The organism is bacterium (assembly GCA_035307765.1).
Lineage (GTDB): Bacteria > Sysuimicrobiota > Sysuimicrobiia > Sysuimicrobiales > Segetimicrobiaceae > Segetimicrobium.
Window position 1 is genome coordinate 93,012 of the sequence record DATGHU010000006.1, and the last position, 24,084, is coordinate 117,095.

Genomic DNA, 24,084 nt, shown 5'->3' on the forward strand with positions numbered 1-24,084 from the left:
GTGCGTGTGGCGCTACATCGTCGCCCGGGTCGCCGCGGTCGTCCCGATGATCGTGCTGGTGACGATGGCGGTCTTCTGGCTCCTTCACGGGCTGCTCGGGGATCCGACGCTGCTGATCCTCGGGCGCGACGCGGATCCCCAAACCGCGCAGAGGCTCAGGCATGAGCTAGGATTGGACCGTCCCCTGGATGTGCAGTACCTGGACTGGGTGAGCCACGCGTTTCGGGGCGACCTGGGCCGGTCGTTGCGCACCCACGAACCGGTCGCGCAGGCGATGCGGGAACGGGCCCTGCCGACCGCGGAATTGACGATCCTGTCAATGGGGTTGGCGGCGGCGGGCGCCTTGGTCCTCGGCAGCGTGGCCGCGGTGTGGTACGGGTCGCTGGCGGACTTCGGAGTTTCAAGCTTCTGCGTCGTTGGGGTGACCTTACCGAACTTCCTGCTGGGGATTACGCTCATCTTGGTGTTTGCCCTCACGCTGCGGTGGCTCCCCAGCGGCGGATTCGTCTCCCCGCTCAATAACCTGGGTGCCAACCTGCGGGTGATGATTCTGCCGGTTCTGACCCTCAGCGTGGCGTATGTTGGCATCCTGGCCTTGGTGCTCAAGTCAAGCCTGCGCGCCACCCTCGGGGCGCCCTACGTGCAAACGGCCCGGGCCAAGGGCATCGCAGAGCGCCGTGTGCTCGTTCGGCACGCGGTGCGAAATTCGCTGATCCCGCTGCTCAGCGTGTTGGGCATTGAATTTGGTCGGTTGTTCGGCGGGGCGGTCGTGACCGAAACGGTCTTCGCGCTGCCCGGGGTGGGCCGGCTTCTGGTGGACTCGATCCTCGGGCGCGATTTCCCAGTCGTGCAGGCCGTGGTGGCATCCATGACATGTGGCGTGTTGTTCGTCAATCTGCTCGTCGATCTGTCGTACGCGTGGCTCGACCCCCGCGTGTCGTATGATTAGCCCCCACATCGCCCGAGGTGGTGTCGGGCGTTCGAAAGTTGCTGGGGCACCGTCGGGGAGGTGGCGGCGCTTCGTTCGCAACCGCGCCCTGGCCGTGGGCGGCGGTCTGAGCGCCGTGGTCATCGCGGTGGCGCTCGCGGCGCCGGTTCTCGCGCCGTACGATCCGCTGACGATTCACGCTAACCACACCCTGGAGGGGCCGACGCGGATGTTCCTCCTTGGCACCGATGACCTCGGCCGCGACAACCTGAGCCAGGACATCTATGGTGCGCGGCTCTCCCTGATCGTCGGCTTGGGATCCGTCGCCCTGGGGACCATCGGGGGGGTTCCGTGGGGGTTGGCGGGCGGGTTTCTCGGTGGCCGTGTCGGATATGTGTTGATGCGGTTGGCGGATCTGGTCCTTGTCTTTCCCTCGCTGGTGCTGGCGTTGGTGATTCGGGCGCTGCTTGGGGCCGGTCTCACCAATGTGATCATCGCCCTCGGCGTGACGATCATGCCGGCGCTGGCCCGCGTGGTTCGCGGGGAAGTGCTGGCACTCCGCGAGCGTGATTTCGTCACCGCTGCCGTCTCGGTGGGCGCCCGAAACTCGCGCATTCTGGCCCGGCACATTATTCCGAACGTGCTCGACCTGATCGTCGTACTCGGAGCGATCTACACGGGCGGGGCGATCCTCACCGAGGCGAGCCTGTCCTTCCTGGGCTTCGGCACGCCCCCGCCGGCGCCGGGTTGGGGCCGGATCCTGCAAGAGGGGTATTCGTACCTCGCGATTACCCCGTGGCCGTCCCTCACCGCGGGGGTCGCGATATTTCTGGCCGTGCTGGGCTTCTATCTGGTTGGGGAGGGGGCGCGGCGCATCGTGCAGCGTGATCGCGCCTGAGTGCGTTGGAGGAGTATCACGTCATCGTGGTCGGTGGGGGGCACGCGGCGCTCAGCGCAGCGCTGTCGGCGCGCCGTGCCGGGCGGCGCGTCCTGGTGCTGGAGCGGGCTCCTCAACACATGCGCGGCGGCAACAGTCGGCACACCCGCAACGTCCGCTGCGCCCACGACCGGGCCGATCCGTACCTCACCGGGGAGTACGGAGAGGATGAATTTCTCGAAGACCTGCGCAAGGTTGGCGGGGGTCAGGTGAACGTGGACCTGGCGCGTTTTGCCATTTCCGAGTCCAGAACCCTTCCCCCCTGGATGACGGAGCACGGAGCGACGTGGCAGCGGGCGCTGAGCGGGACGCTGTCGCTGGGACGGACGAACCGGTTCTTTCTCGGGGGCGGGAAGGCGCTCCTGAACGCGTACTATGACACTTGCCGGCGCCTCGGCGTAGAGGTGCGGTACGAAGCGGGTGTCGAGGACATCGTGGTGGAGGGGCGCCGGGCCGAGGCGGTCGTCCTCCGGCGCGGCGGGTCGCGCGAGCTCGTGCGAGGGAAGGCCGTGGTGGTCGCCGCCGGCGGGTTTGAGGCCAACCTCGGCTGGCTCAAGCGGTATTGGGGGGCGGCGGCGGACAATTTCGTCGTCCGCGGCACCCCCTACAACGACGGCACGGTGCTCGCGGCGCTGCTGGAGAAGGGCGCCGCGCAGGTGGGGGATCCCAAGGGGTTTCACGCGATCGCTGTCGACGCTCGAGCACCCAAGTACGATGGGGGCATCGCCACGCGTCTGGATTCGATCCCGTTTGGCATCGTCGTCAACCAAGCCGGGGCGCGGTTTTCCGACGAGGGCGAGGACCTATGGCCCAAGCGCTATGCGAGCTGGGGGGCGCGGGTCGCCGCCCAGCCCGGCCAAATTGCCTACAGCATCTTCGACGCGAAGGCGATCGGCTGCTTCCTCCCGCCGCTGTACAAACCGTTTCAGGCCGATTCCATCGCGGCGCTCGCCGCGCTGCTGCAGATCGATCCGGGCGCGCTCGTGAGCACGGTCGACGCGTACAACCGTGCGACCGCCGGGAACACGGCGTTTCGCGCGGACGCGCTGGATGGGTTGTGCACGCGCGGCCTGGGGCTCCCGAAGAGCAACTGGGCGCGCCCGATCGATCGGCCGCCGTTTTGCGCATCGCCCCTGCGTCCGGGGGTGACCTTTACGTACATGGGCGTGGGCGTCGACGAGACGGCGCGCCTGGTCGACCGCCACGGCCGACCATTTGCCAACCTCTACGCGGCGGGGGAAATCATGTCGGGGAACATTTTGGCAAGCGGGTACCTGGCCGGGTTCGGAATGACGATTGGCGGCGTCTTCGGGCGCCTCGCCGGCCGGGAGGCGGCGACGCATGCCGCTCACTGATCTGTTTCAAGAGGCGGAGCGCCAGCTGGTCGTCTGCAACGCGTGCCGGTATTGTGAGGGGTACTGTGCGGTTTTTCCGGCGATGGAACTCCGGCAGGCCTTCAAGGACGGCGACATCACCTATTTGGCCAACCTGTGCCACGATTGCCGCGCGTGCTACTACGCGTGCATGTACTCGCCGCCCCACGAGTTTGGCGTGAATATCCCGAAGGTGCTCTCGGAGGTGCGGCAGGCCAGCTACCGTCGGTACGGCTGGCCGCCGGCGTTCGCGCGCCTCGTTCAGAGCGTTCCCGCAACCGTGCTGGTGATCGCCGCGGCGGTGATCGTGGTGCTGGGGGCCGCGGTCCTGCTCGCCGGCCCGGGCCGGTTGCTGGGCGTGCACCTGGGGCCGGGGGCATTCTATCAGGTCGTCGCGTATTGGGCGATTCTGGTGCCGGGCATCGCCGCGCTCTGCTACTGGCTCGGCGTTTGGACGGCCGGGGGCGTGTGGTTTTGGCGTGAGATCAGAGGGGGAGCCCCCGAGAGGCTGACGGTCGCCGCGGTGGGCGGAGCGGTGTGGGACGCGCTCACCCTGCGCTGGCTCCGTGGCGGCGGACCCGGTTGTCCGTACCCCGGAGAGCGTGCGTCGCGTGGGCGTGGGGTTCTGCACGCGTTTGTCTTCTACGGATTCCTCGCCGCGATCGCTTCGACGACCCTCGCTGCGATCTACCAGGATGTGTTCGATTTGATGCCCCCATATCCGCTGACGAGCGCTCCGGTCGTGTTCGGTACGCTTGGGGGTGTCGCGATCATCGTCGGCGCCGGCGGGATGCTCTTGGTGAAGGTGCGGAGCGACCGTGCTCCGGCCGCGGGCGCGGCACTCGGCATGGACTACGTGTTCGTGATCACGCTGGGCCTCGCGTCACTGACGGGCATGCTCACGCTGGCGCTCCGGGCCACCCCCGTGATGGGCTTGATACTCATGATCCACCTCGGGATCGTCGCCGCGTTGTTCGTCACCGCGCCGTACGGGAAGTTCGTGCATCTCGTCTATCGGTTTCTCGCGCTAGTGCGCTACCGGCTCGAGCGCGAGTCAGAGCCATGATGGGCGTGGGCCACTTGGCGGGCCACAGAACTCCTACTGCCCCTCACTTCGTATCGCGCGACAGGGTTATTCCTGCGGCGACCTTCCGAGATCGGAGTGTCTTGATCGCCATTTCGCCATGTCGATCGCTCTTGGGCACATCCCCGTTCGAGACGTAGACCTTCCCCCCGTTCGGGCGACGATGACAGCGCTGGCGACACGGGGGGACATTGGGCAGACAATCAAGCGGCGCACTCGGGAGGCGCAGGGTAGGAGCGCGAACCTCTTCGTCAGCTCCGCGTTCGTTCCTTAGCTTTCCGTGAGGGCGCGGCATAGCCGTTTGCGTGCCAGGGCCATTCGTTGCAAGGTCTCCGGCGACTTTGTATTCAGCTTTTGCAATGCGGCGTCTACGCGCGCCCACGTCAGACGATCTCGTGCGGCAGCGGCTGCGCGTTCCGCCACGTCCAACGATTCGGAATCACTCCAGTGCAAGATTGCCGCGATGCGGTCGGCTATGGCGTCTTCGAGATGCAGGACGCGGACATTGCCGACAGACGTGGGAATCTCGGCAAAATCATACACAGGTTCTTGGTCGATATACGGCCTATCCGCGACGAAGTCCAACGAATAGTTCGCATCCGGGTGAACAAAAATGCGCCCATGCCCTTGAAAGCCAAGTTTGCCCAGGGCAACCCTGATCCTGTGACGGTCCATACCTGATGTGACTGCAAAATCAACATCCATAGATGTATATACGTTGGGAACGTGCAACGTGATTGCGCTACCGCCGACGACGACAACCTCTATGCCATATGCTCGCAGGTGCGTCGCCACGGCAGCAACCACCTCGACTAGCGGCATCCCGGAAAACCTCATAGAGGTTTGCCCATCGCGCGCGGCCGGCGGCGGATCTTTGACCAACGATTCGCGTAGATGGGCATCTCGCTCAAGCGCAACAGTAGCGCGTACAATTCATCTTTGGCAGGAAAGGTAGGGTTCAATTCCACAATCCGTGTGTTGCCCATGCGAGTGCTGACGACGACCCCGGCCTTCTCAAGCGACGCCACTGCACGTTGGATTTCGATTACTCTTCGGTCAAGGACGCGGGCGATCTCAGAGGCATAGGTGCGTTGGAGGCGGCCTATCGTGACCAGGCAATCTGTCCGGTTTGCCGAACCAAAAAGCTTATCCTTCATAGTTCACACTATAACATAAATGTACTAATCTTACTACAGGTTTGTACTAGATCGAGACATCTGATACAGAATTGTAGCAATGCCGCAACACTTCATGGCCCGTGCGATGGCTCCCACCGGCAAATCCCGGGCCGAACTTTGGAATGTTTCTCGTGGATACGCCGTACATTCTCGCTCGGAAGGTGGCCGTCTTTGGCGGTGCGCAGATGACGTTGGCAGATCGGCGCAGTGCTGGTTGTGGGGCTCGCGGTCGGGGTGGCGCCGTGCCGATCAACTGGATATCATGCCTCCGGTCTACCCGGCGCGGCGGCCGCTTGTGGCCAGCGAAATCCGCTCACGAGGGACCTGGCGGAATCCCCGGGCGTTCGCCGCAACATACGCGGTGGACCTTTCTTTGGGGCACCATGATGGGCACGCTCGCCACAGTCAGGCGAAGCGACAAGAATGAGAATGAGAGTTGGGGCGCAACGTCCACTGAGATTGCCGGAGGAATCTTCTTCTGACCTATGGTACATTTGATACTATCCTAGTTGTGGCCTTGAGTCGGAGGTTCAGTTGACGATAACCGGAGCGGGCAGCGTCATTTCGCTCATCTCAAAACGGGCGACGGCCAGTCAGTCTGGCGGTCGTGAGCGTTTGCTCGGCAAAGCGCAGGGCCGACGGGGATTGATCTCGCTGGGACGAGGCGACCCCGACCTGCCGACCCCGAGCCACATCATCGAAGCGGCGAAGCGGGCGCTCGACGAAGGCGCGACCCACTACACTTCTTGGCAGGGGCGGGATGATCTTCGGGAAGCCATCGCTGCGAAGTGCCGGCGTGACTACTCCGCCGATGTTTCCGCAGAGCAGGTGATCGTGACCGCCGGGGGCCAGGAAGCTGTCTACGTCACTTTCCAGGCCCTGCTCAACGACGGGGATGAGGTCCTGCTCGCGGATCCGCACTACAACTCTTACTCGCGCGCGGTGCGCTTGGCCGGTGGTGTGCCGGTCATGGTGCCATGCGATGAGGCGCACGTCTTTGCGCTCGACCCGTCGGCCGTCGAAGCACGCATCACGCCGAGAACGAAGATCCTTACGGTGATCAGCCCGAACAATCCCACGGGCGCGGTGATCCCGGCTGAGACCATCCGCATTCTCGTCGACCTTGCGCTGCGGCACAATCTCATTGTCGTGGCCGACGATATCTATGAACATTACGTCTTTGGCACGACTCCACACGTGAGTATCGCGTCGGCGACGGAACTTGCGGGTCGGACGATCATCATCAATGGGTTCAGCAAGACGTATGCGATGACGGGGTGGCGGCTCGGCTACCTGGTTCCACCTCGCGCGCTCGTCGACGCGATGCAGGTGATCAAGCACACGATGACGATCTGCGCGCCCGCCGTCTCGCAGGCGGCCGGCGTCGCCGCGCTCACCGGATCGCAGGACTGCGTTCGAGAGATGCGGGACACCTTCGCCGAGCGCCGGCAGGTACTCCTCGCAGGGTTCGAAAAGCTCGGACTTGGCGGTGCCTGGTCGCAGGGCGGTCATTTCCTGTTCCCCAACATCACCTCCACGGGGCTGAGCTCGCTTGACTTTTGCGAGCGGATCCTGGAAGAGGCAAACGTGCTGGTCTTTCCCGGGAGCTCGTTCGGGAACGGAGAAGGGTACGTCCGTGCTTCGTTTCTGCAGCCGATCGAGAAGATCCGTGCCGCGGTTGACCGGATCAGCCCGGTGGTGAAACGTTTACAGTAAGCGGCGGGCGAGGGCGGGCGTCCTGCGCTAGTTCCGGTTGAGCATCCGGGCCAACTCCCGGGCGCACTCGGCGATCCCTTGCTCCAGGGAATATTGCGGCTCGTAGCCGATCTCCCGCCGCGCTCGGCTAATGTCCAGGGGCGGGTGATGGGGTCGGCCATCCTGGGAAAACGAGTCTCCGGGCCCGATCTCGATGCGGGCGGTGGGGAGGACGCGTCGAACAACCTCGGCGGCGGCGTTGAGCGAGATCGGATGCCCACCGCCGATGTTATAAACGCGGCCGCGCTGGGGCTCCGGGGCAAGCGCGGCGCAGATGACCCCGTGGGCGCAGTCCTTGATGTAGACGGGGTCGAAGACCTGGTCGCCTCCGCGTTCCACGATGCTCGGCACACCCTCCACGGCGTCGAGGATGAGCCGATTCAAGGTGTCGGGGGGTTTGGTCCCCCGCCGAATGGCCCGCTCCGCGCCATAGTAGCTGGCGAACCGCGTTGCGGCATAGTCCACCCCGAGGTGCTCCGCGTAGATCCGTCCCATGTACTCGCCGGCGAGCTTCATCACGGCGTACGGACGGTGCGGATCGGGAGGATGATCTTCGGCGATCGGTCGCCATTCCGGGGGACCGTAGACCCCATACGCCCGTGGGTAAATGTTGTGGGTGCTGGCCATGACGACGCGATCGATGCCCGCGTGGCGGGCGACCTCGAGCACGTTCAACGTCCCGCCCAGATTGACCTGATACGATCCCCACGGATGCGAGTCGAACTGGTCCCCGATCGCGGCCGCGAGGTGGATGACCCGCGTGATCTTTTCTCGCCCCGCCAGGGCCAGCATCGCCCCGAGGTCCTGGACATCGACTGGGAAGACGGAAACTCGCGCCGCGAGCTCCCGCAAGTTGCCCGAGTGCACGACGGCATCGATGCCCACGACGGCGATATGGCGGTCCAGGAGTCCGCGCACGACGTGAGCGCCGATGCGGCCACAGGCGCCGGTGATGAGGATTTTCAGCGGCGGCTTCTCCCTGGGCGCGATGCGCGGGCCCGGTTCACACGCGGGGGGCGCTGCTCGGCAGCAACGTGCGGATCACCGGTGCCAGCCGGGCCATGCCCTCCTTCAACTTGTCGAGGGGCACGACCAGGCCGTACCGCAGCCAGCCCTCGCCGTGCGGCCCGAACGCCGTCGCCGGCCACATCGCGACGCGGCCTTCCCGGAGGAAGATCTCGGCCACCTCGCTGGACGTCCGCCCGGTGCGGCGGATATCGACCATCCCCACGAACGCCCCGGGCGTCGGCTGCTGCGGGAGCCCCGCGGCCGTCAGGGCCTGGATGAAGTACCCGCGGCGCTCACCATAGGTGCGATACACTTGGGCGTAGTACGGCCGCGCGGCGTCCGAGAGCGCGGCCACGGCCCCCCACTGGTTCGGGGTGCCGGCGGCCATGGACATCGCATAGCGGACCTGTTCTAGGATGCCCGCCAACCAGCCAGGCGCTGCGATCCAGCCGAGCCGCCAGCCGGTCATGCAGTAGGATTTGGAGAAGCCGCCTAGCGTAATCACTCGATCGGCGGCACCGGGCAGCGATGCCATACTGATATGCCGATGCCCGTCGTACACGTACCGCTCGAACAACTCATCGGGAATCATGAGGATGTTCCTTCGGTGCGCAAGGTCCAGGAGCGCCTGAAGCGTCTCGCGACGGTAGACCGCCGCCGAGGGGTTGCCGGGGTTGGCGAAGATGAAGCCTTTTGTCCGAGGAGTGATCCGCGCCTCCACCTCGGCGGGATCCGGCTCCCACAACGCGTCACCGGATGTGGGGACGAGCACCGGCACCCCCCGCGCCGCAAGGATGGACCCGACGTGGCCGCTGTAGTACGGGTCCGTCGTCAGGACCTCATCTCCCGGCTCGAGCAGCGTTTGAAACACGGCCGTCGCCGCTTCCGCACTGCCGTTTGTCACGATGAGCTGAGTCCGCGGATCCACCGTGACGCGGTTTTCGGTCGCGAGCTTGCGGCCGAGGGCCTCGAGCAGTTCGGGGAGCCCTCGATAGACGTAGTGGGTCTTTCCCGTCCGCAGCGCTTCGACCGCCGCCTCGACCGCGGCCGGGGCCGCGGTGAGGTCTGGGTCGCCCGAGTTGAGGCTGATCAGGTCTTTGAGCTCGGAGGCGAGCTTCAAATAGCGGGGCCGGTCAAAGCCGCCCGAGTCTCGGGCCTTGAAGTCTTGCCGAAACGTGGGGACGAACCTCTGCGTGAAATCCATCGCATCCTCCCTTGCGTGGTGAGAAACATGTGCCACCGCCTCGTGAGCTGCGGTGCCAACCCGGACCGGAGGTCCGCTTACGGAAAGATCCGGCCGGCCCAGGGCGAAAGCCGCTGGAACGCTTCCGCGAACCGGATCGCGGGGTTGCCGGCGACATACGCCGCCTGCGTCCCGCGTTGGACGGAGCGGGTTCGATAGCGCTCCACGTGATAGGGTTGGGCCTTGAACTCTGCGGTCGCCCGCATCTTTTGGTCCATGACGTCGGTGATGTCGATGAAGTGGTCGGGGACGAACCCGGTGGCCTCGGTGAGCGGCTGGGTCGGCTCGCAGGCGAAGATCTGGGTGGGGGGGAGAATCGGGAGGTCGGGCTCGACGCCGGCGAGGCCCGTATAATACGCAGCTTCCAGCGTCGCGGCATAGGCGCGAGTGTGATCGGGATTATAGGGCTCGACGGCCGGATGGGTGATGATCACCCGCGGCCTGAACGTCCGGATCTCTCTGACGAGCCGCATCAAACGGTCGTGGTCGAACATCATGGGCTGGTCGCGGTAGTCGTAGAACGTGATCTCGATCCCGAGGATTTCCGCGGCGCGTCTGGCCTCCTGCCGCCGCACCTCCGCGACCTCTTCCTCGGTCGTTCGCCCCTGGCGCGCCTTCCAGAATTCGTTCGACTCCCCGCGAGCGCCGGGGCTGAGGATGACCACACGGACCGCGGCCCCAATCGCGGCGTACCTCGCGAGCGTTCCCCCCGCCCGCACGCAAAAATCTGCGGCGTGCGCACTGACGCACAGGATTCGATCAGCCTCTGGCATGCTTGCTCCTCCTGTTCGAGCCGCCCGGACGCCGGCGGCGAGCAGTTGTCGCCGGCCGTGGCGTCCGCCCGGCACCTCCGGGTCGGCTCCAGTTGTACGAGCGAGCGGCATGCTCGGGTGTGATCCGCTCCTCCCGTAGGTCTTGCTCGACCAGCGCCGGGTCGCGCTTGTCCACAGGCCCGTACGCGGCGCCGCCGCCCGAGCGGACGGTGAGGATGTCGCCGGCTTGCAGCGTCGTCTGCACCTTCGAGCCCAAGTGCATGACCGCTCCGGCTCGTTCCACAAAGCACCCGCCCGGCGTCCCGGCCTCCCCGCGGAAGAGTCCGGGCGCGGCGTGGCGGTGGCGGTCGGAGTGGAGGCCGAAGTTCACGCCGTCGCGCAGGATCCGGTACCGGCGCTCCATTCCCAGTCCCCCGCGGAACTGGCCCGGCCCTCCGGAGTCCTGCACGAGCCCATACCGGAGGATCTCCAAGAACGGGAACTCGATCTCGACGGACTCCACCGGCGTGTTCATGCCGTTTGTGAGGTGCATGATCATGCCGTCGACCCCGTCGTGGTCGTACACCGCGCCGATGCCGGCCCCGAGGACTTCCGAGAGCACCGTGAACCGGCCCTCCTGGCGGACGGCCATTGAGATGCCGGTCTGGCAGTCGAATCCGGGAGCGGCGACCTTTCGGGGGAGCACCGGGGCGAGCGCGTAGTTGACCGCGTCGAAGATCTTGTAGCACGTGCTGGTTCGCGCCCGCGTCGCGGCGGGTCGCGCCGGATTGACGAGCGTGCCGGGCGGCGCGACGATCTGGATCGGCCGGAACGCCCCCGCGTTGACCAGAAGGTGCCCGGCCTGCAGAATCGACATCATCGTCGTCCGGCAGGTGGCGTAGGTGGACGCGAGGGGGCTATTGATGAACCCGCGGGCCTGGCGGTCCGTGCCCGTGAAGTCCAGCACCATGTCCGAGCCGTGAATTCTCACGGTGACGCGGATGGTGAACGGTCCCTGCGCACCCGACCCGTCGTCCTCCATGTAGGCGCTGCCGCTGTACTCGCCGTCGGGCAGCTCGGCGATGGCGGCGCGAATGACCCGTTCCGAGTAATCCTGGATTTCTCGCTGGAACTCGAGGATCGCGCTTTTCCCGTACTTTTGACAGAGCTCGGCCACACGAACCTCGCCGGTTCGGCAGGCGGCGATTTGCGCGTTGAAGTCTGGGATGGTCTTCTGGGGGACGCGGATGTTGCCGCGGAGGAACTTACCGAACGGCGAGTCTTCCCAGTTCTCGTCCAGCGTGATCTTCATCGGTTGGAACACGATACCTTCCTGGAAGACCTCGGTCGCCTGAGCGTTGTTCGCCGCCGCTCCGCCGCCGAGGTCCAGGTGATGGACGTTGGCGCAGCTCAGCCCGATGACGTCCCCGTCGATGATAATCGGCGTGAACAACAGGATGTCGTTCACATGCTGCCCGCCGTCGAACGGATCGTTCGTCAGCACGGCCTCATCGGCGCGCAGGGCGCGGAAGTCGTAGTAGCGTCCGATCGCTTTGGCCGCGGGCTCCATCGCGTTGAGCAGCATCGGGATCCAGTTGGCCATCGCGACCGTATTGCCGTCCGCGTCGAGGAGCGCGGTGGCCATGTCCCGCACTTCGCGGACGATGGTGGAGTGGGCCGAGCGGTAGAGATTGACGCCCATCTCCTCGGCAATCGCGACGAACGCGTGCCCAATGATGGAGAGGGAAACGGGGTTCATGCCTGCCGCCTCCGGAGAATGAGGTTGCCGGCGCCGTCGACCGTTCCGGCCCACCCATCCGGGATGAAGGTGGTGGCGGTCGCTTCTTCGATCACCGCCGGGCCTTCCACGGATGATCCTGTCATCAGGACGCCGCGGTCGTGGAAACTGCAGCGGCGCGACCCCCCGGCGAGATACACGTCGGCCGTCTCCACGCGTCCTCCTGCCTCCGGCGCGGGGGCATGGGCCAATCGTTGCAGCGACGAACGGTGCACGGCCGTCAGCCGGAAATTGACGATCTCCACGCCCTCGCGGCTCGACGCGTGGCCGTACCGGCGCCGGTGGAACTCATGGAACTTGGGCACGAGGCGATCGGCCGGGCTCCGCCCGCTGACGAATTCCCCTACCGGCATCGTCAGCTCGTAGGCCTGTCCAACATACCGGATGTCCAGGAAGTGGTCGCACGCCACCGCCGGCCAGGCGATGCCGTAGCCCTCGAACTCGGTGCGCGCGCGCCCCTCCAGCGCGGCGAACATCTCGAGCAGGAGCGGCCGGGTCGCCTCGGCGGCGGGCAGGATCCGCGTGGTCGCGAAGTCCTGTTGCGTGCCGGCGATGAGCAGCCCCAGCGCCGACATCACGCCGGGGTTGCGGGGGACCAACACCTGATCGCAGCCCAGTTCCTCCGCTAGTTGCGCGCCGTGCAGCGGACCGCCGCCTCCGTAGGTGATGATGGTGTAGTCGCGCGGATCGTGCCCCCGTTCCACGGAGACGAGGCGCATCGCCTGCGCCATCGTGAAATTCACGAGTTGGCGCACGCCCTCCGCGGTTTGGAGCGCGGACATGCCCAGCCGGGCGCCTACGCGCTCGGCCGCCGTCCGCGCGGCGTCGAGGTCGAGCCGCAGCTTCCCGCCGAAAAACATGTGCGGCCGGATGAGGCCGAGGAGGGCGTTCGCGTCCGTCACCGTGAACTCGGTGCCGCCGCGCCCGTAGCAGGCGGGTCCCGGGTCCGCCCCGGCCGAGGCGGGCCCGACCTTCATGATCCCGCCCGCGTCGACCGAGGCGATCGAGCCTCCGCCCGCGCCGACGGTCGCAATGTCGATCATGGGCAGGGCCAGCGGCAGTCCGCCGATCTTGTAGTCCGTGGTGATCTTGGGCTCTCCGTCGTTCACGAGGCAGACATCCGAACTCGTTCCGCCCATGTCGTAGGTGATGATGTTCCCGATTCCGGCATCCGATGCTACCGCTGTCGCCCCGATCACCCCCGCGGCCGGCCCGGACAGGATCATCTTCACCGCATGGCGACGGATGCCGTGCGCCGGGACCGTCCCCCCGTTGGCCTGGATGACGTTGAAGTGCCCGCTGAACCCCGAGGCTTCGAGCTGACGTTCAAGCTCTCCTAAGTAGCGGTCTACCGCGGGGCGCGTATAGGCGGACATGACGACGGTGGAGGTTCGCTCGTATTCGCGCAACTGCGGCAGGACGTCCGAGGACAGCGAGATGTGGACGTCCGGAAAGCGCGCGGCGATCGCCGCCTCGACACTGCGTTCGTGCGCCGGGTTGGCGTAGGCGTGGAGGAGGCAGACCGCGAGCGACGTGACGCCGTGGCGGCGGATCAGCGCGTCGAGGGCGTCGAGGAGCCCGTCCATCCGCAGGGGCCGGCGCACCGAGCCGTCGGGCCCGACCTTCTCTTCGACCTCCAGGATGCGGTCCCGAGACACCAGCGGCTCGGGTTGGCGGTAGAAGAGATCGAACAGCCGCTGTTTCGCCTGGCGCTGGATGCCGAGCACGTCGCGAAACCCCTGAGTCGTGACGAGGATCGTGGGCGCGCCCTTCCGTTCCAACACGACGTTCGTGGCGATCGTGGACCCATGCACGAGCACGGTGACGTCGGACGTTGGGATCCCGGTTTCCTGAAGGGCCCGCAGAACCCCACTCTCGGGACGGGGCGGTGTGGAGAGCACTTTGCCAATCCGAACGACCCGGTCGCCCTCCGCCACGACCCAGTCCGTGAAGGTCCCTCCAACCTCCACGCCCACCCGTACCTCAGCCATCGTTAGTCCTCCGGGACCAGGCGGCGCCAGCCGAGCGGGCGCACCGCCGCGTCGGGCGCTACGTACTTTCTTCCTGACGCCGCTTGAGCACTTCCCTGTTCACGAGGAATTCGGGGACCGAGCCGTCGAGCGCCTGCGCGACCTGTTCGGCGGCGTCCCGCTGCATCTGCTCAATCGATTCTTCCGAGTAGAACCCGATATGACCGGTCACCGTCACGTTCGGGAGCGTGAGCAGGGGATGATTCGGCGGCAGCGGTTCCTGGGCGAACACATCGAGACCGGCTGCGCGCAGCCGTCCGGACTGCAGCGTCTCCAGGAGGGCCGTTTCGTCGAGCACCGCGCCACGGGACGTGTTGACCAGGATCGCGCCAGGCTTGAGGCGGGCGAACGCCTCCCGCCCCACCACGCCCCGGGTCTCCGACGTCAGGGGGAGGTGTACCGACAGGAAATCCGCCGTGCTGAGGCACGTGTCAAAGTCGACTCGGCGCACGCCTTCCGCCCGGAAGACCTCCCCATCCACATACGGATCGTACGCGATCACCTCGAGTCCGATGCCGTGGCCTTTTCGCCCCGTCGCCCTGGCGATGTTTCCGAAGCCGAGGAGGCCCAGGGTCTTCCCCGCGATGCGGTGCAGCGGAACGATGGGCTTAATGTGCCACGCGCCGCTTCGGACCGCCCGGTCCGCGGCCGTGATCTTCCGCGCGGCCGCCAAGAGGAGGGCGATCGCATGAGATGAGACTTCATCGACGGCGTAGCGGGGCCCGTTCGTCACCCAGATTCCATGGATGGTCGCGGCAGACACATCCACGCGATCGACGCCCGTGCCGTAATGGGCGATGATCCGGCACCGTCCGAGCCGGGCGATGCGGGGTGCGTCCAGCCGGCCCCGCATATGCAGGACGGCGTCCGCGCGGACGGCCGCCTGCGCGAAGGCGTTCTCGTCATCGATATCCACCGCCTCGACGTGAATCCTGCGGGGCTCCAGGACCGCGCGCTCCACCGCGATATCGTAGGCTGGAAGCCCCGCGGATTCGGTGCGAACACAGTACCGACCCGGTCGACTCATCTCCGGGAGGGGGCGTGTGCAGGGGATCGTTCGAGAACGGCCTCGAAGCAACGGGAGATTGTCACGGCGCACCTATTCTGGAATCATATTTCAGATTTCCGGCATTTCGACGGCGCGCGAAGGAACCCTCCTCCGAATTTGGAGGAAGCGGGGCGGGGCACCCCAAAGTTCTTGTCAGCAGCCCCGATAGGAGGGAGCGTATGAGCAAACGGATCGTGGCGTTCACGCCGTTCGTGACGCAGGAGATGAAGGACGCGGCCTCACGGGTCATCGATTCGGGCCACTACATCCGGACGTCGCCGACGGAGGCGTCGGAGGGCAAGGCGCTCGAGGAAGAATTCAGCGCGTACCTGGCCGCGGGGGACGGACGCCGACCGCACGTCGCCAACCTCGCCAACGGCTCCGCGGCGATGCACCTCGCCTGGGTCGCGCATGACCTCCAGCGCGGAGACGAGGTGCTCATTCCCGGCAACACGTTCGTCAGCGTCGCCCACTGCGTCTCGCTCGTGGGGGCGACGCCGGTCCCCGTCGATGTGGAGCCCGATACGTACAACATCGATCCGCGTGCGGCCGCCGCGGCGATCACGCCAAGGACGCGGGCGATCATGCCCGTGCACACGGCGGGCCACCCGGCCGACCTTGATCCGCTCCTCGCGCTTGCGCGCACGCACGGCCTGCTGCTCGTCGAAGACGCGTGCCAAGCCATCGGCGCGCGTTACAAGGGGCGGAGCGTGGGCACGGTGGGGGATCTGGGGTGTTACAGCTTCGTGCAAAACAAGGCGATGACGTGCGGCGGCGAGGGCGGCGCGGTCGGCTCCTTCGACGGGCCGCGCGTCCGGCGGATCTTCAACCTCGCCAACCACGCGCGCGGCGACGCCTACCATCGGGGGCACGGCGAGGCCGAGACGACCGTCCACGACGGAATCGGGTTCAACTACCGGCAGTCGGAGGTCCTGTCGGCCATCGCGCGCGTCCAACTGCGGCTGCTGCCGGGCTGGATCGCGCTCCGGCGCCGGTGGGCGGCGCTGTACCGCGCGCTGCTCGGGGCGACCGGTCTCCCGGTGGCGCTGCCGGCGGAGCGATCCTACGCGGAACACTCGTATGTGCGATTCGAAGTCTGCGTCCCCGAGCGGAGCGCGCTCCGACAGTACCTGGGGGAGCAGGGGATCAAGACCTCGGTGCACTACCCGACGCCGATCCATCTGGACGACCCCTACCGCGAGCAGCTGCGGATCGCGGCGGGTGCGCTTCCGGTCACGGAACGGCTGGCACGCGAGGTGCTGACCCTGCCGCTGTATCCGCAGATGACCGAGGACGACGTCGCGTACGTGGTGGACCACCTGAGGGCCTTCTACCGGCAGCGCATCTCTGCCCGAGCATGAAGACGCTCGTGACTGGCGGCGCAGGCGTGGTGGGCTCGTACGTCGTCCGGGAGTTGATCGGCCGGGGCGAGCGACCCGTCGTCGTCGATGCCGCACCGGGGCACCGGCTGCTCCGCGAATGCGGCGAGCACGTGGATTTTCAGCAGGCCGACATCACAGACCTCGATACCCTGAGGGCCCTCTGCGCGCGCCACCGAGTGAGGACGATCCTGCACCTCGCCGCCCTCACCGGGGCCGCGTCCAACGACGAGCCGATGGTCATGTTCCGGACAAACATGCTGGGGACGATGCAGGTCTTGGAAGCCGCCCGGCTGTGCGGGGTGCGCCGGGTCGTGATGGCGAGTACCCGCACGGTCTACCCCGACTTTGACGGCACGCCGTACGGCCACCCCCGCTATGACCCGGTCCCCGAGGACCACTGGTTGGCCCCCACCCGTCCCTATGAAGTGTGGAAGCATGCCGCGGAGCGGATGGGAGAATTTTACCGCGAGCAATTCGGGGTCGAGTTCGCGGCCTTCCGGTTCGCGATCTACTTCGCGGCGGAGCGCACGCTGACCCCGGCGACGCGGGCGATGGGCATGCTGCACGCGATGATCGGCAACGCGGTGCGCGGCGTCCCCACCGTGTTTCCGGCGGGCGCGGATCGCGCGATGGACTGCATCTACGTGCGCGATCTTGCTCATGCCTTCGTGCTGGCGGGCACGGCACCGGCGCTGCCCCACGCCGCCTACAACATCGGCCGGGGCGAGGCGGTAACCCCCGCGCAGTTCGCGGCGGCGGTCGCCGCCGCCGTTCCCGGGGCACGGATCGAGGTGGGGCCGGGGGTCGATTTCGCCCCCGGTCACTACTGCGTACTCGACATCGGCCGCGCCCGGCGGGATTTCGGCTACGATCCGGAATGGCCGCTCGAAACCGCCGTCGCCGACTGCGTCCGAAGGGCGCGGGCGCTCTTGGCCGAGCCGGCGGAGCGCCCCGAAGATCTGCCATGAAAGTGCTCGTGACCGGTGCGGCGGGCGTGGTCGGTTCTCACGTCGTCCGCCAGTTGTTGTCGGAACGCGGTGTGGGGGTCGTCGCGGCCGACCTGCTGCCGACGCCCGGGCCTATGCTCGCGGCGGTCGAGGGGTACGAGTATCGTCGACTCGATGTCACGGATCTCGCTCAAGTCCTCGAGACGTTCACGAACGTGCGGCCGGAGCGGGTCGTGCACCTCGCGGCCGTGGTCGGGGACTGGTACAATCGCTACCCGCGGGCGAACCACGAGGTGAACCTCGGTGGAACGCTCAACATGTTCGAGGCCTGCCGTCTCTCCGCGGTGCCGCGCATCGTATTTGCGTCCACCTGGTCGATGTACCCCGACTTTCGCGGCACGCCGCACGGCCACCCCCGCTACGAGCCGGTGCCGGAGTCGACGTCTCCGATGCCGGTCAGGCCGTATGAAATCGTCAAGTACGCCTGCGAGCGGCTCGCGGCATGGTACGGACAACTCTACGACCTTGAGTTCGCAGCCCTCCGGTTCGGCGGATACTACGCCGCCGAGCGGCGGTTCCAGATCGAACCGCGCGGCGGGGGGGCGTTGAGCGACATGGTGGCCGCGGCCGCGGCGGGTCGGGCGTTCCGGCTCGAGGCCGGCGGGGATCAGGGCTTCGACGCGGTCCACGTCAAGGACTGTGCGCATGGGTGCGTTCGCGCCGTCCTTGCCCGGGAGACGCCGTCCCGGGTGTACAATATCGGGACCGGGGAGGTCACGACTCTGGACGAGGCGGCGTCCGTGCTGCGGCGGTTGGTGCCGGGGTGCGATCTCGCGGTCGGTCCCGGCCTCCTCGGGATAAAGCACTACTGCCGCCTCGATATCAGCCGGGCGAGAGCGGAACTCGGATACGCGCCCCGCTTTTCGCTGGAGGAGGGTCTCCGCGACTGCCTCGCCGATCTTCGGCGTGCGGCGGCCGGGTAAGGAAGAGTTTACTCGGGCGCGGGGTTACTGCCACTCCGCGTGGAATCGCTCGCGGATCTGCCCCACGTCCAAGCCGGCGCTCAACAGAATCGCGAGCTTTACCCTGGCTTTCAATCCGGACGTCCCGGCGAACACCATCCCGAGGCTGAGGAGATGCGCTTCCGCACCCTCGTGCCGGTAGGTATTCCGATGCAGCCGTCCCGTGTGGTAGGGGTTGGCGATCACGACCACCGTCCCGCGGCGCCGGGCGTCCATGAGTACGTCCACCTGACTCGGGGTCAGCCGGCCCGATTCGACGACGAGCCCCTCGACCCCGGCCTCCACCGCCGCGCGGAGGAACAGATCGCTGGAATCGGCGACGAAAGGGATCCGCTCGACGCGCGCCGACATCTCCGCGGGCATGACGGAGGGCAGGCGCCGGTAGGGGCGGCGGGCGTAGAAGACGTAGTCCTCGTCCACCGTGCCGAGCGGGCCAAATTCGGGGGACCGGAAAGCGGCGGTGCTGGCCGAGTGGCACTTCGTGGCATCGCTGGCGGCGTGCACCACGCCGTTCATCACGACGAGCACGCCCAGTCCCTGTGACCGCGGGCACGCCGCCACCTGAATGGCGTTCAGAAGGTTCATCGGGCCGTCGTCGCTCGGCAGCGTCGGGTTGCGCATCGCCCCCGTGACGACCACGGGCCGATCCTCCCCCAGCGCGACGTCCAGGAAATACGCCGTCTGTTCCAAGGTTCCCGTCCCGTGCGTCACCACGACCCCCGCGACGTCGGCGGCGCCCAACGCCTGTTTGGCGCGCTGGGCGAGGGCCAGCATGTCGTTGAACTGCATCAGGCTGCTTGGGATCTCGAGAAGCGGTTCTACGGTGAGATAGGCCGCGGCGGCGGCGTCCGGGATCCGGGCCAGCAGATCACCCGGGGTCAATCCGGGGGCAACCGTTCCCGAGGCGTCCGGCCTGCCCGCGATCGTGCCGCCGGTCGTGATCAGGTGAACATGCGGCAGCGGCATGCGTCACGCGATGCAGCCGAGGCGTCCCGAGAGTTCGTAGGCCGCGTCCTGGAGAAGCCCCGCCAGACGCTCGACCGCTTCGGCCTGGACTTGGAAGATCGAGCCCGACACGCTGAGCGCGCCCTCGACCGCGCCGGACTCGCCGCGCACCGGCACGGCGACGCACCGAGTACCTTGAATGAACTCTTCCTCGTCCACGGCGTAGCCTCGGGCGCGGGTCCGTTCCAGTTCCCGCACCAGCACGGCCGGGTCCGTGATCGTCCGCGGCGTGCACCCGGCGAGCCCGCGCCGTTGCACGATCTCCTCCACCGCGGCGTCGGGCAGGAAGGCCAACATCGCTTTGCCGAGCGCCGTCGCGTGCGCGGGCGCGCGCCGACCCACCGGTGTGTACATGCGGGCGCTCTTCGGCCCGTCGACCCGTCCGACGTACATGGCCTCCCCGGCGTCGAGAATGGCGAGGTTCGCGTTGCACCCCGTGGCGTTGGCGAGCCGTTCGAGTAGAGAGATGGCCTGTTTGCGGATTTCGAGTTGGTTCAGCGCGGCGCCGGCCAAGATAATGCCTTGAAGCCCAACGCCGTACTTCTCGGTGCGAGGGTTCTGGACGGCGTAGCCTTCGCCGACGAGCGTGGAAAGGATTCGGTAGATCGTGCTCTGGCTCGTTTTCAGCCGCTTGCTCAGTTCGATGACGCCCACCTCACCGTGGGCTTCGGCGAGGATGTTGAGGATGTCGATTGCGCGTTTGACCGTTTTGACCGCGTCGGACTTCGGCATCGCCGCCTCCATGACGTTGCGCTCGCCTGCCGGTCGTCGGTTCCGGCGGGGAGACGGGGCGGTGGCCGCCTCGGCCCCATCGGCCTCGCTCAGAAAGAAGGGATCTCGGCCTGATGAAAGATCGTGCAAATCCTCAAAAGAAACTGCAATAGACTTCTGATACGATAGCAGAAGGCGACTTTCCTGGGAAGGGTGTGCCGTTTCGGTGGAGAAGATGGAAGAGTTCGGGAGTAACCCGCCGTAGCGCTCGGGCCCATAAAGGCCGGAGTGTTGAGATGACGTCGCCGTATTCCCAACGAGGAGGCTCACGATGTCGACGAAGAGTCCTGTGCGCCAGATCACCTATAAGCCGGTGATGACGGATGAGATGATCGCCGCCGCCGTGCGCGTCCTCAAGGGGGGGAAGTACATCCGCAGCTTCCCGCTCGAGGACTCGGAAGGGAAGCGCTTCGAGGACGAGTTCTGCGCCTACGTCGGGGCGCGGCACGGGATCAACGTCGCAAGCGGCACGGCGGCGCTCCACCTCGGCCTGCTGGCCGTGGGGGTGGGGCCCGGCGATGAGGTCATCACCGTCCCCAACACGTTCTCGTCGGTTGCAGATGTGATCATCCTCTGCGGCGCCCGCCCCGTGCTCGTCGATGTGGAGGCGGATACCTACAACATGAACGTCAACCTCGTCGAGGCGGCGATCACCAACCGGACGAAGGCCATCATGCCCGTGCACATGAACGGTCAGGCGGTCGATATGGACCCGTTGATGCGGATCGCGAAACGGCACGGGCTCAGGGTGGTCGAGGACGTGTGCCACGCCGCCGGAGGGAAGTACAGGGACACGTTCCTCGGCACGATCGGGGATGCGGGCGCCTTCTCCTTCGTCCAAAACAAGTGCATCTCGGTGGGGGGAGAAGGCGGACTGCTGGCGACGAACGACCCACAGATCTCGGAAACGGCGATGATGCTCGCGAACCACGGCCGGGGGCGGCGGTGGTTCGAAGGGCACAAGGCCCGCACGGTGTATCGTGCCCAGCAGATCGAGATGGTGGGGTTCAACTACCGGCAAAACGAACTGCTCTCCGCGATCGGGCGGATCCAGCTCCGCTATCTCGACGAGTGGAACGAGCGGCGCCGCCAGAACGCCGATCGCTATCGCCGGCGGCTGGCCGAGTTTCCGAACGACCTCGTCGTGCCGCAGCCAAAGCCCTTTGCCATCCACAGCATGCTCCGGTTCGTCGCCCAGACCCCGCAGCGGGACGCGCTCAAGGCCCATTTGGAGGCCCGGGGCGTCCACGTCATGGTGGAATACGGGACCCCGATCCATCTCGATCACGCCTATCAGGCGTACTGCGGGGCCCCCGAGGGCACGTTCCCCGTGACCGAGCGGCTCGCCCAGACGATCCTGACGCTGCCCTGCTACCAGACCCTGGACGCGGGCGACATCGATTACGTGGTGGATGCCATTCGGGATTTCTACAACGCGTAGCACCCTCCAGCGGGCGCGCGCCATGACGGCGGGTGCGCCGATCGTCCCCATCGTCGCCCCCGTGGACGCGGTGTAGGGGCGGTGCAGATTCCGTACCGATTTGCGTATCCGATTACTCCCCAGATGCGCCAGGCTGTCGAGGAGGTTCTGGAGGGCCGGATCCACTACTTCGGCCCGCACACGCGCCGGCTCGAGGCGAAACTTGCCGAGGTCTGTGGGACGCCCCACGCGCTGTCGGTGGGATCGGGGAGCGGCGCGCTGCTGTTGGCGCTCCACGGCTGCGGCGTCGGCCCCGGCGATGAGGTGATCATGCCGGCCAACGTCTACGCGGCGGTGCCCGAGGCCGTCCTGCTCGTCGGCGCGACGCCCGTGCTCGCCGACATCGATGCGGCGACGTGGAACCTCAGCGCGGAGCAGGCCGCGCAGGCGATGACCCCGCGGACCCGGGCGCTGGTCGTGCAGCACACGTACGGGCAGCCCGTGGATATGGATCCCCTGCTGGCCCTGGCCTCGGCCCGTGGGATCCGGGTGATCGAGGACGGCGCGCACGCGCTGGGCGCCGTGTATCGCGGCCGGCGGGTGGGGGCGCTCGGAGACGTGTCCGTCTTTGCGTTCAGCAACAAGGGGATCTCGGCCTGCGGCGTCGGCGGGGCGGTCACGACGCGGGAGGCGGGAATCGCCGACGACATGGGCCTGCGCCGGTATCACGGCCGGAAGGGGACGTACGAGTCGCTCGCGCTGGGGTACAACCTCAGGCTGACGGAAATGGTGGCCGCGGTGGCATCGTGCCAGCTCGATTGCCTCGCGGGGTGGAACGAGCGGCGGAGGCGCAACGCCGAAGCCTATCGCCGCCGCCTCGCCGAGGCGGGCGTGCCGGTTCGAACGCAGACCGAGCTGCCGGACACCCGCCACGTTTATCTGCACTTTGTCGTCCGCACCCCGGACCGCGACGCGCTGCGAGCGCACCTCGCCGATCGCGGCGTGGAAACCGGCGTCCACTACTGGCCGCCCAGTTACCTGCACGCGGCGTTTCGCGCCCGACTGCCGTACCGGCCGGGTGCGTTCCCGATCGCCGAGGCCCAGGCCGCGGAGTGCCTGTCGCTCCCGTGCAATCCGACCGTCGACGAACGGGCGGTCGAGTACGTGGTGGAGCAGATTTCGGATTTTTATCGTGCGCGAGGTGATGCAGGGGTGGGCAGGCCACGCGCCGGCCGCGAGGTGCAGTGATGCGGATCCCGTACCGATCGATGCACCTCACCGATGAGATGCGACAGAAGGCCGTCGAGGTCCTCGAATCGGGCAGGTCGTACGGGGGAGAGGACACGCAGCGGTTTGAGGTGGAGCTCGCCCAGCGTTGCGGCCGTCGCTACGGGGTCGCCGCGAACTCGGGCACCTCGATCTTGCTCATGGCGCTCGATGCCCTCTCCGTCAAGCCGGGCGACGAGGTGATCATGGCCGCGAACGCCTACGTCGGCGTGCTGGCGCCGGTGGTCAAGATCGGCGCCGTCCCGGTGTTCGTGGAGGCCGATCACGAAACGCGGAATATCTCCGCCGCCGCCGCGGCGGCGGCGATCACCCCCCGCACGCGGGTGATGGTGCCGGTGCACATGTACGGCTTCCCCTGCGATATGGATGCGATCAGCGCCGCGGCGAGCGCGCGCGGGGTGACGGTGCTGGAAGACGCGGCGCATGCGCTCGGGGCGACGTACCGCGGCCGCCCGGTTGGCAGCTTCGGCGCGCTCGCCTTCATGAGCTTTTCCGGCAAGATGATCACGGTCTTCGGCCCGGGCGGCGTGGGGGTGACGGACGATCGACAGTTGGCCGAGGACGTCTCCAGCCTGCGCGACCAGGGGCGGAACCGCAAAGAGGAGGTGAGTTTCATCCGCCGGACCGATGCGTCCTGGTACGAGCAGCGGCGCATCGGGTACAACATGCACCTCACGGAGGTCTGCGCCGCACTCGGACGCGTCCAACTACGGATGCTCGACGAGTTCCTCGCCCACCGGCGCCGGGCGGCGGCCCACTACGCCGCACGCTTCCGGGATGCGGATCTCCCGCTCGACCTGCCGCCGGAGCGTCCGTGGGCGAGCCCGTCGTATCTCCATTTCGTGGTGCTGACCCGGCAGCGGGACGCGTTGTGGAAGTTCTTGCGGAGCCGCGACATCGAGGCAAGCATTCATTACCCGGCCCCTCTGCATCTCCTCGCGCCGGTCCGCGAGCGCTTCGGCACGTCGAGAGGGCAGTTCCCGATCGCCGAGCGGCTGTGCGCCGAGAACCTCTCCCTTCCCGTGGGCCTCCACATGACGCCCGCGATGCTGGAACGCGTGGCGGACTCGGTCGTTGCGTTCTTCCGCGAGCGGCCTTCCGCGTGACCGGCCGCGA

At 67.0% G+C, this 24,084-nt stretch carries 21 protein-coding genes; 11 read left to right on the forward strand and 10 right to left on the reverse strand.

Annotated elements, in window-relative coordinates:
* Positions 1 to 4 precede the first annotated feature (4 nt).
* From VKV57_01795 to tcuB, 4 genes are read left to right on the forward strand one after another with little or no spacing between them, the layout of a single operon-like run.
* Positions 5 to 949 carry an ABC transporter permease gene (locus VKV57_01795; GenBank protein ID HLW58637.1) on the forward strand — a complete coding sequence of 315 codons (945 nt, stop codon included), beginning with the start codon at positions 5 to 7 and terminating at the stop codon, positions 947 to 949.
* Complete coding sequence (locus VKV57_01800) at positions 942 to 1,826, forward strand: ABC transporter permease (GenBank protein HLW58638.1); 885 nt, start codon at positions 942 to 944, stop codon at positions 1,824 to 1,826. Before VKV57_01795 ends, VKV57_01800 begins: the two co-directional genes overlap by 8 nt.
* Before the next feature lie 5 nt (positions 1,827 to 1,831).
* The gene (tcuA, locus tag VKV57_01805; protein HLW58639.1) at positions 1,832 to 3,220 is read left to right on the forward strand and encodes an FAD-dependent tricarballylate dehydrogenase TcuA; all 1,389 of its coding nucleotides are present in this window, start codon (positions 1,832 to 1,834) and stop codon (positions 3,218 to 3,220) included.
* Positions 3,207 to 4,304: a tricarballylate utilization 4Fe-4S protein TcuB gene (tcuB, locus tag VKV57_01810; GenBank protein ID HLW58640.1), complete on the forward strand. Its 1,098-nt coding sequence runs from the start codon at positions 3,207 to 3,209 to the stop codon at positions 4,302 to 4,304. The genes tcuA and tcuB overlap by 14 nt, the downstream gene beginning before the upstream one ends.
* A gap of 288 nt (positions 4,305 to 4,592) precedes the next feature.
* Here the strand turns inward: tcuB and VKV57_01815 are convergent, their stop codons facing one another.
* Positions 4,593 to 5,117: a hypothetical protein gene (locus tag VKV57_01815; GenBank protein HLW58641.1), complete on the reverse strand. Its 525-nt coding sequence runs from the start codon at positions 5,115 to 5,117 to the stop codon at positions 4,593 to 4,595.
* Between the two features lie 38 nt (positions 5,118 to 5,155).
* On the reverse strand, positions 5,156 to 5,479 hold the full coding sequence (locus VKV57_01820) for a hypothetical protein (protein ID HLW58642.1): 324 nt from the start codon (positions 5,477 to 5,479) through the stop codon (positions 5,156 to 5,158).
* A 555-nt stretch (positions 5,480 to 6,034) separates the two neighbouring features.
* Between VKV57_01820 and VKV57_01825 the strand changes: the two genes are divergently transcribed.
* On the forward strand, positions 6,035 to 7,216 hold the full coding sequence (locus tag VKV57_01825) for a pyridoxal phosphate-dependent aminotransferase (GenBank protein HLW58643.1): 1,182 nt from the start codon (positions 6,035 to 6,037) through the stop codon (positions 7,214 to 7,216).
* A gap of 27 nt (positions 7,217 to 7,243) precedes the next feature.
* Here the strand turns inward: VKV57_01825 and VKV57_01830 are convergent, their stop codons facing one another.
* From VKV57_01830 to VKV57_01855, 6 genes are all read right to left on the reverse strand, one after another.
* The gene (locus VKV57_01830; GenBank protein HLW58644.1) at positions 7,244 to 8,245 is read right to left on the reverse strand and encodes an NAD(P)-dependent oxidoreductase; all 1,002 of its coding nucleotides are present in this window, start codon (positions 8,243 to 8,245) and stop codon (positions 7,244 to 7,246) included.
* Positions 8,246 to 8,258: 13 nt separating this feature from the next.
* On the reverse strand, positions 8,259 to 9,467 hold the full coding sequence (locus tag VKV57_01835; protein HLW58645.1) for a pyridoxal phosphate-dependent aminotransferase: 1,209 nt from the start codon (positions 9,465 to 9,467) through the stop codon (positions 8,259 to 8,261).
* A 77-nt stretch (positions 9,468 to 9,544) separates the two neighbouring features.
* Positions 9,545 to 10,279: a PIG-L deacetylase family protein gene (locus VKV57_01840; GenBank protein ID HLW58646.1), complete on the reverse strand. Its 735-nt coding sequence runs from the start codon at positions 10,277 to 10,279 to the stop codon at positions 9,545 to 9,547.
* Complete coding sequence (locus VKV57_01845) at positions 10,266 to 12,017, reverse strand: hydantoinase B/oxoprolinase family protein (GenBank protein HLW58647.1); 1,752 nt, start codon at positions 12,015 to 12,017, stop codon at positions 10,266 to 10,268. Before VKV57_01845 ends, VKV57_01840 begins: the two co-directional genes overlap by 14 nt.
* Complete coding sequence (locus VKV57_01850) at positions 12,014 to 14,047, reverse strand: hydantoinase/oxoprolinase family protein (protein HLW58648.1); 2,034 nt, start codon at positions 14,045 to 14,047, stop codon at positions 12,014 to 12,016. Before VKV57_01850 ends, VKV57_01845 begins: the two co-directional genes overlap by 4 nt.
* 58 nt (positions 14,048 to 14,105) lie before the next feature.
* A complete protein-coding gene (locus VKV57_01855; GenBank protein ID HLW58649.1) occupies positions 14,106 to 15,113 on the reverse strand; it encodes a C-terminal binding protein in 1,008 nt (335 codons plus the stop codon).
* Between the two features lie 200 nt (positions 15,114 to 15,313).
* On the opposite strand from VKV57_01855, the gene VKV57_01860 reads away from it, so the two are divergent.
* From VKV57_01860 to VKV57_01870, 3 genes are read left to right on the forward strand one after another with little or no spacing between them, the layout of a single operon-like run.
* Positions 15,314 to 16,495: a DegT/DnrJ/EryC1/StrS family aminotransferase gene (locus VKV57_01860; GenBank protein ID HLW58650.1), complete on the forward strand. Its 1,182-nt coding sequence runs from the start codon at positions 15,314 to 15,316 to the stop codon at positions 16,493 to 16,495.
* Between the two features lie 8 nt (positions 16,496 to 16,503).
* Positions 16,504 to 17,484, forward strand: a complete 981-nt coding sequence (locus tag VKV57_01865; protein ID HLW58651.1) for an NAD(P)-dependent oxidoreductase — start codon at positions 16,504 to 16,506, stop codon at positions 17,482 to 17,484.
* Positions 17,481 to 18,446, forward strand: a complete 966-nt coding sequence (locus tag VKV57_01870; GenBank protein HLW58652.1) for an NAD(P)-dependent oxidoreductase — start codon at positions 17,481 to 17,483, stop codon at positions 18,444 to 18,446. Before VKV57_01865 ends, VKV57_01870 begins: the two co-directional genes overlap by 4 nt.
* Before the next feature lie 24 nt (positions 18,447 to 18,470).
* On the opposite strand, the gene VKV57_01875 is transcribed toward VKV57_01870, so the two are convergent.
* Both VKV57_01875 and VKV57_01880 read right to left on the reverse strand, forming a co-directional pair.
* Complete coding sequence (locus VKV57_01875; GenBank protein ID HLW58653.1) at positions 18,471 to 19,451, reverse strand: asparaginase; 981 nt, start codon at positions 19,449 to 19,451, stop codon at positions 18,471 to 18,473.
* Between the two features lie 3 nt (positions 19,452 to 19,454).
* Positions 19,455 to 20,222, reverse strand: a complete 768-nt coding sequence (locus tag VKV57_01880; protein HLW58654.1) for an IclR family transcriptional regulator — start codon at positions 20,220 to 20,222, stop codon at positions 19,455 to 19,457.
* 310 nt (positions 20,223 to 20,532) lie between these two features.
* Between VKV57_01880 and VKV57_01885 the strand changes: the two genes are divergently transcribed.
* The 3 genes from VKV57_01885 to VKV57_01895 all read left to right on the forward strand — a co-directional run bounded on the left by VKV57_01885 (position 20,533) and on the right by VKV57_01895 (position 24,074).
* Positions 20,533 to 21,702 carry a DegT/DnrJ/EryC1/StrS family aminotransferase gene (locus tag VKV57_01885; GenBank protein HLW58655.1) on the forward strand — a complete coding sequence of 390 codons (1,170 nt, stop codon included), beginning with the start codon at positions 20,533 to 20,535 and terminating at the stop codon, positions 21,700 to 21,702.
* A gap of 81 nt (positions 21,703 to 21,783) precedes the next feature.
* A complete protein-coding gene (locus VKV57_01890) occupies positions 21,784 to 22,929 on the forward strand; it encodes a DegT/DnrJ/EryC1/StrS family aminotransferase (GenBank protein HLW58656.1) in 1,146 nt (381 codons plus the stop codon).
* Positions 22,929 to 24,074 (forward strand): DegT/DnrJ/EryC1/StrS family aminotransferase, encoded by a 1,146-nt coding sequence (locus tag VKV57_01895; protein HLW58657.1) that lies wholly within the window; start codon positions 22,929 to 22,931, stop codon positions 24,072 to 24,074. The genes VKV57_01890 and VKV57_01895 overlap by 1 nt, the downstream gene beginning before the upstream one ends.
* Positions 24,075 to 24,084: the final 10 nt, after the last annotated feature.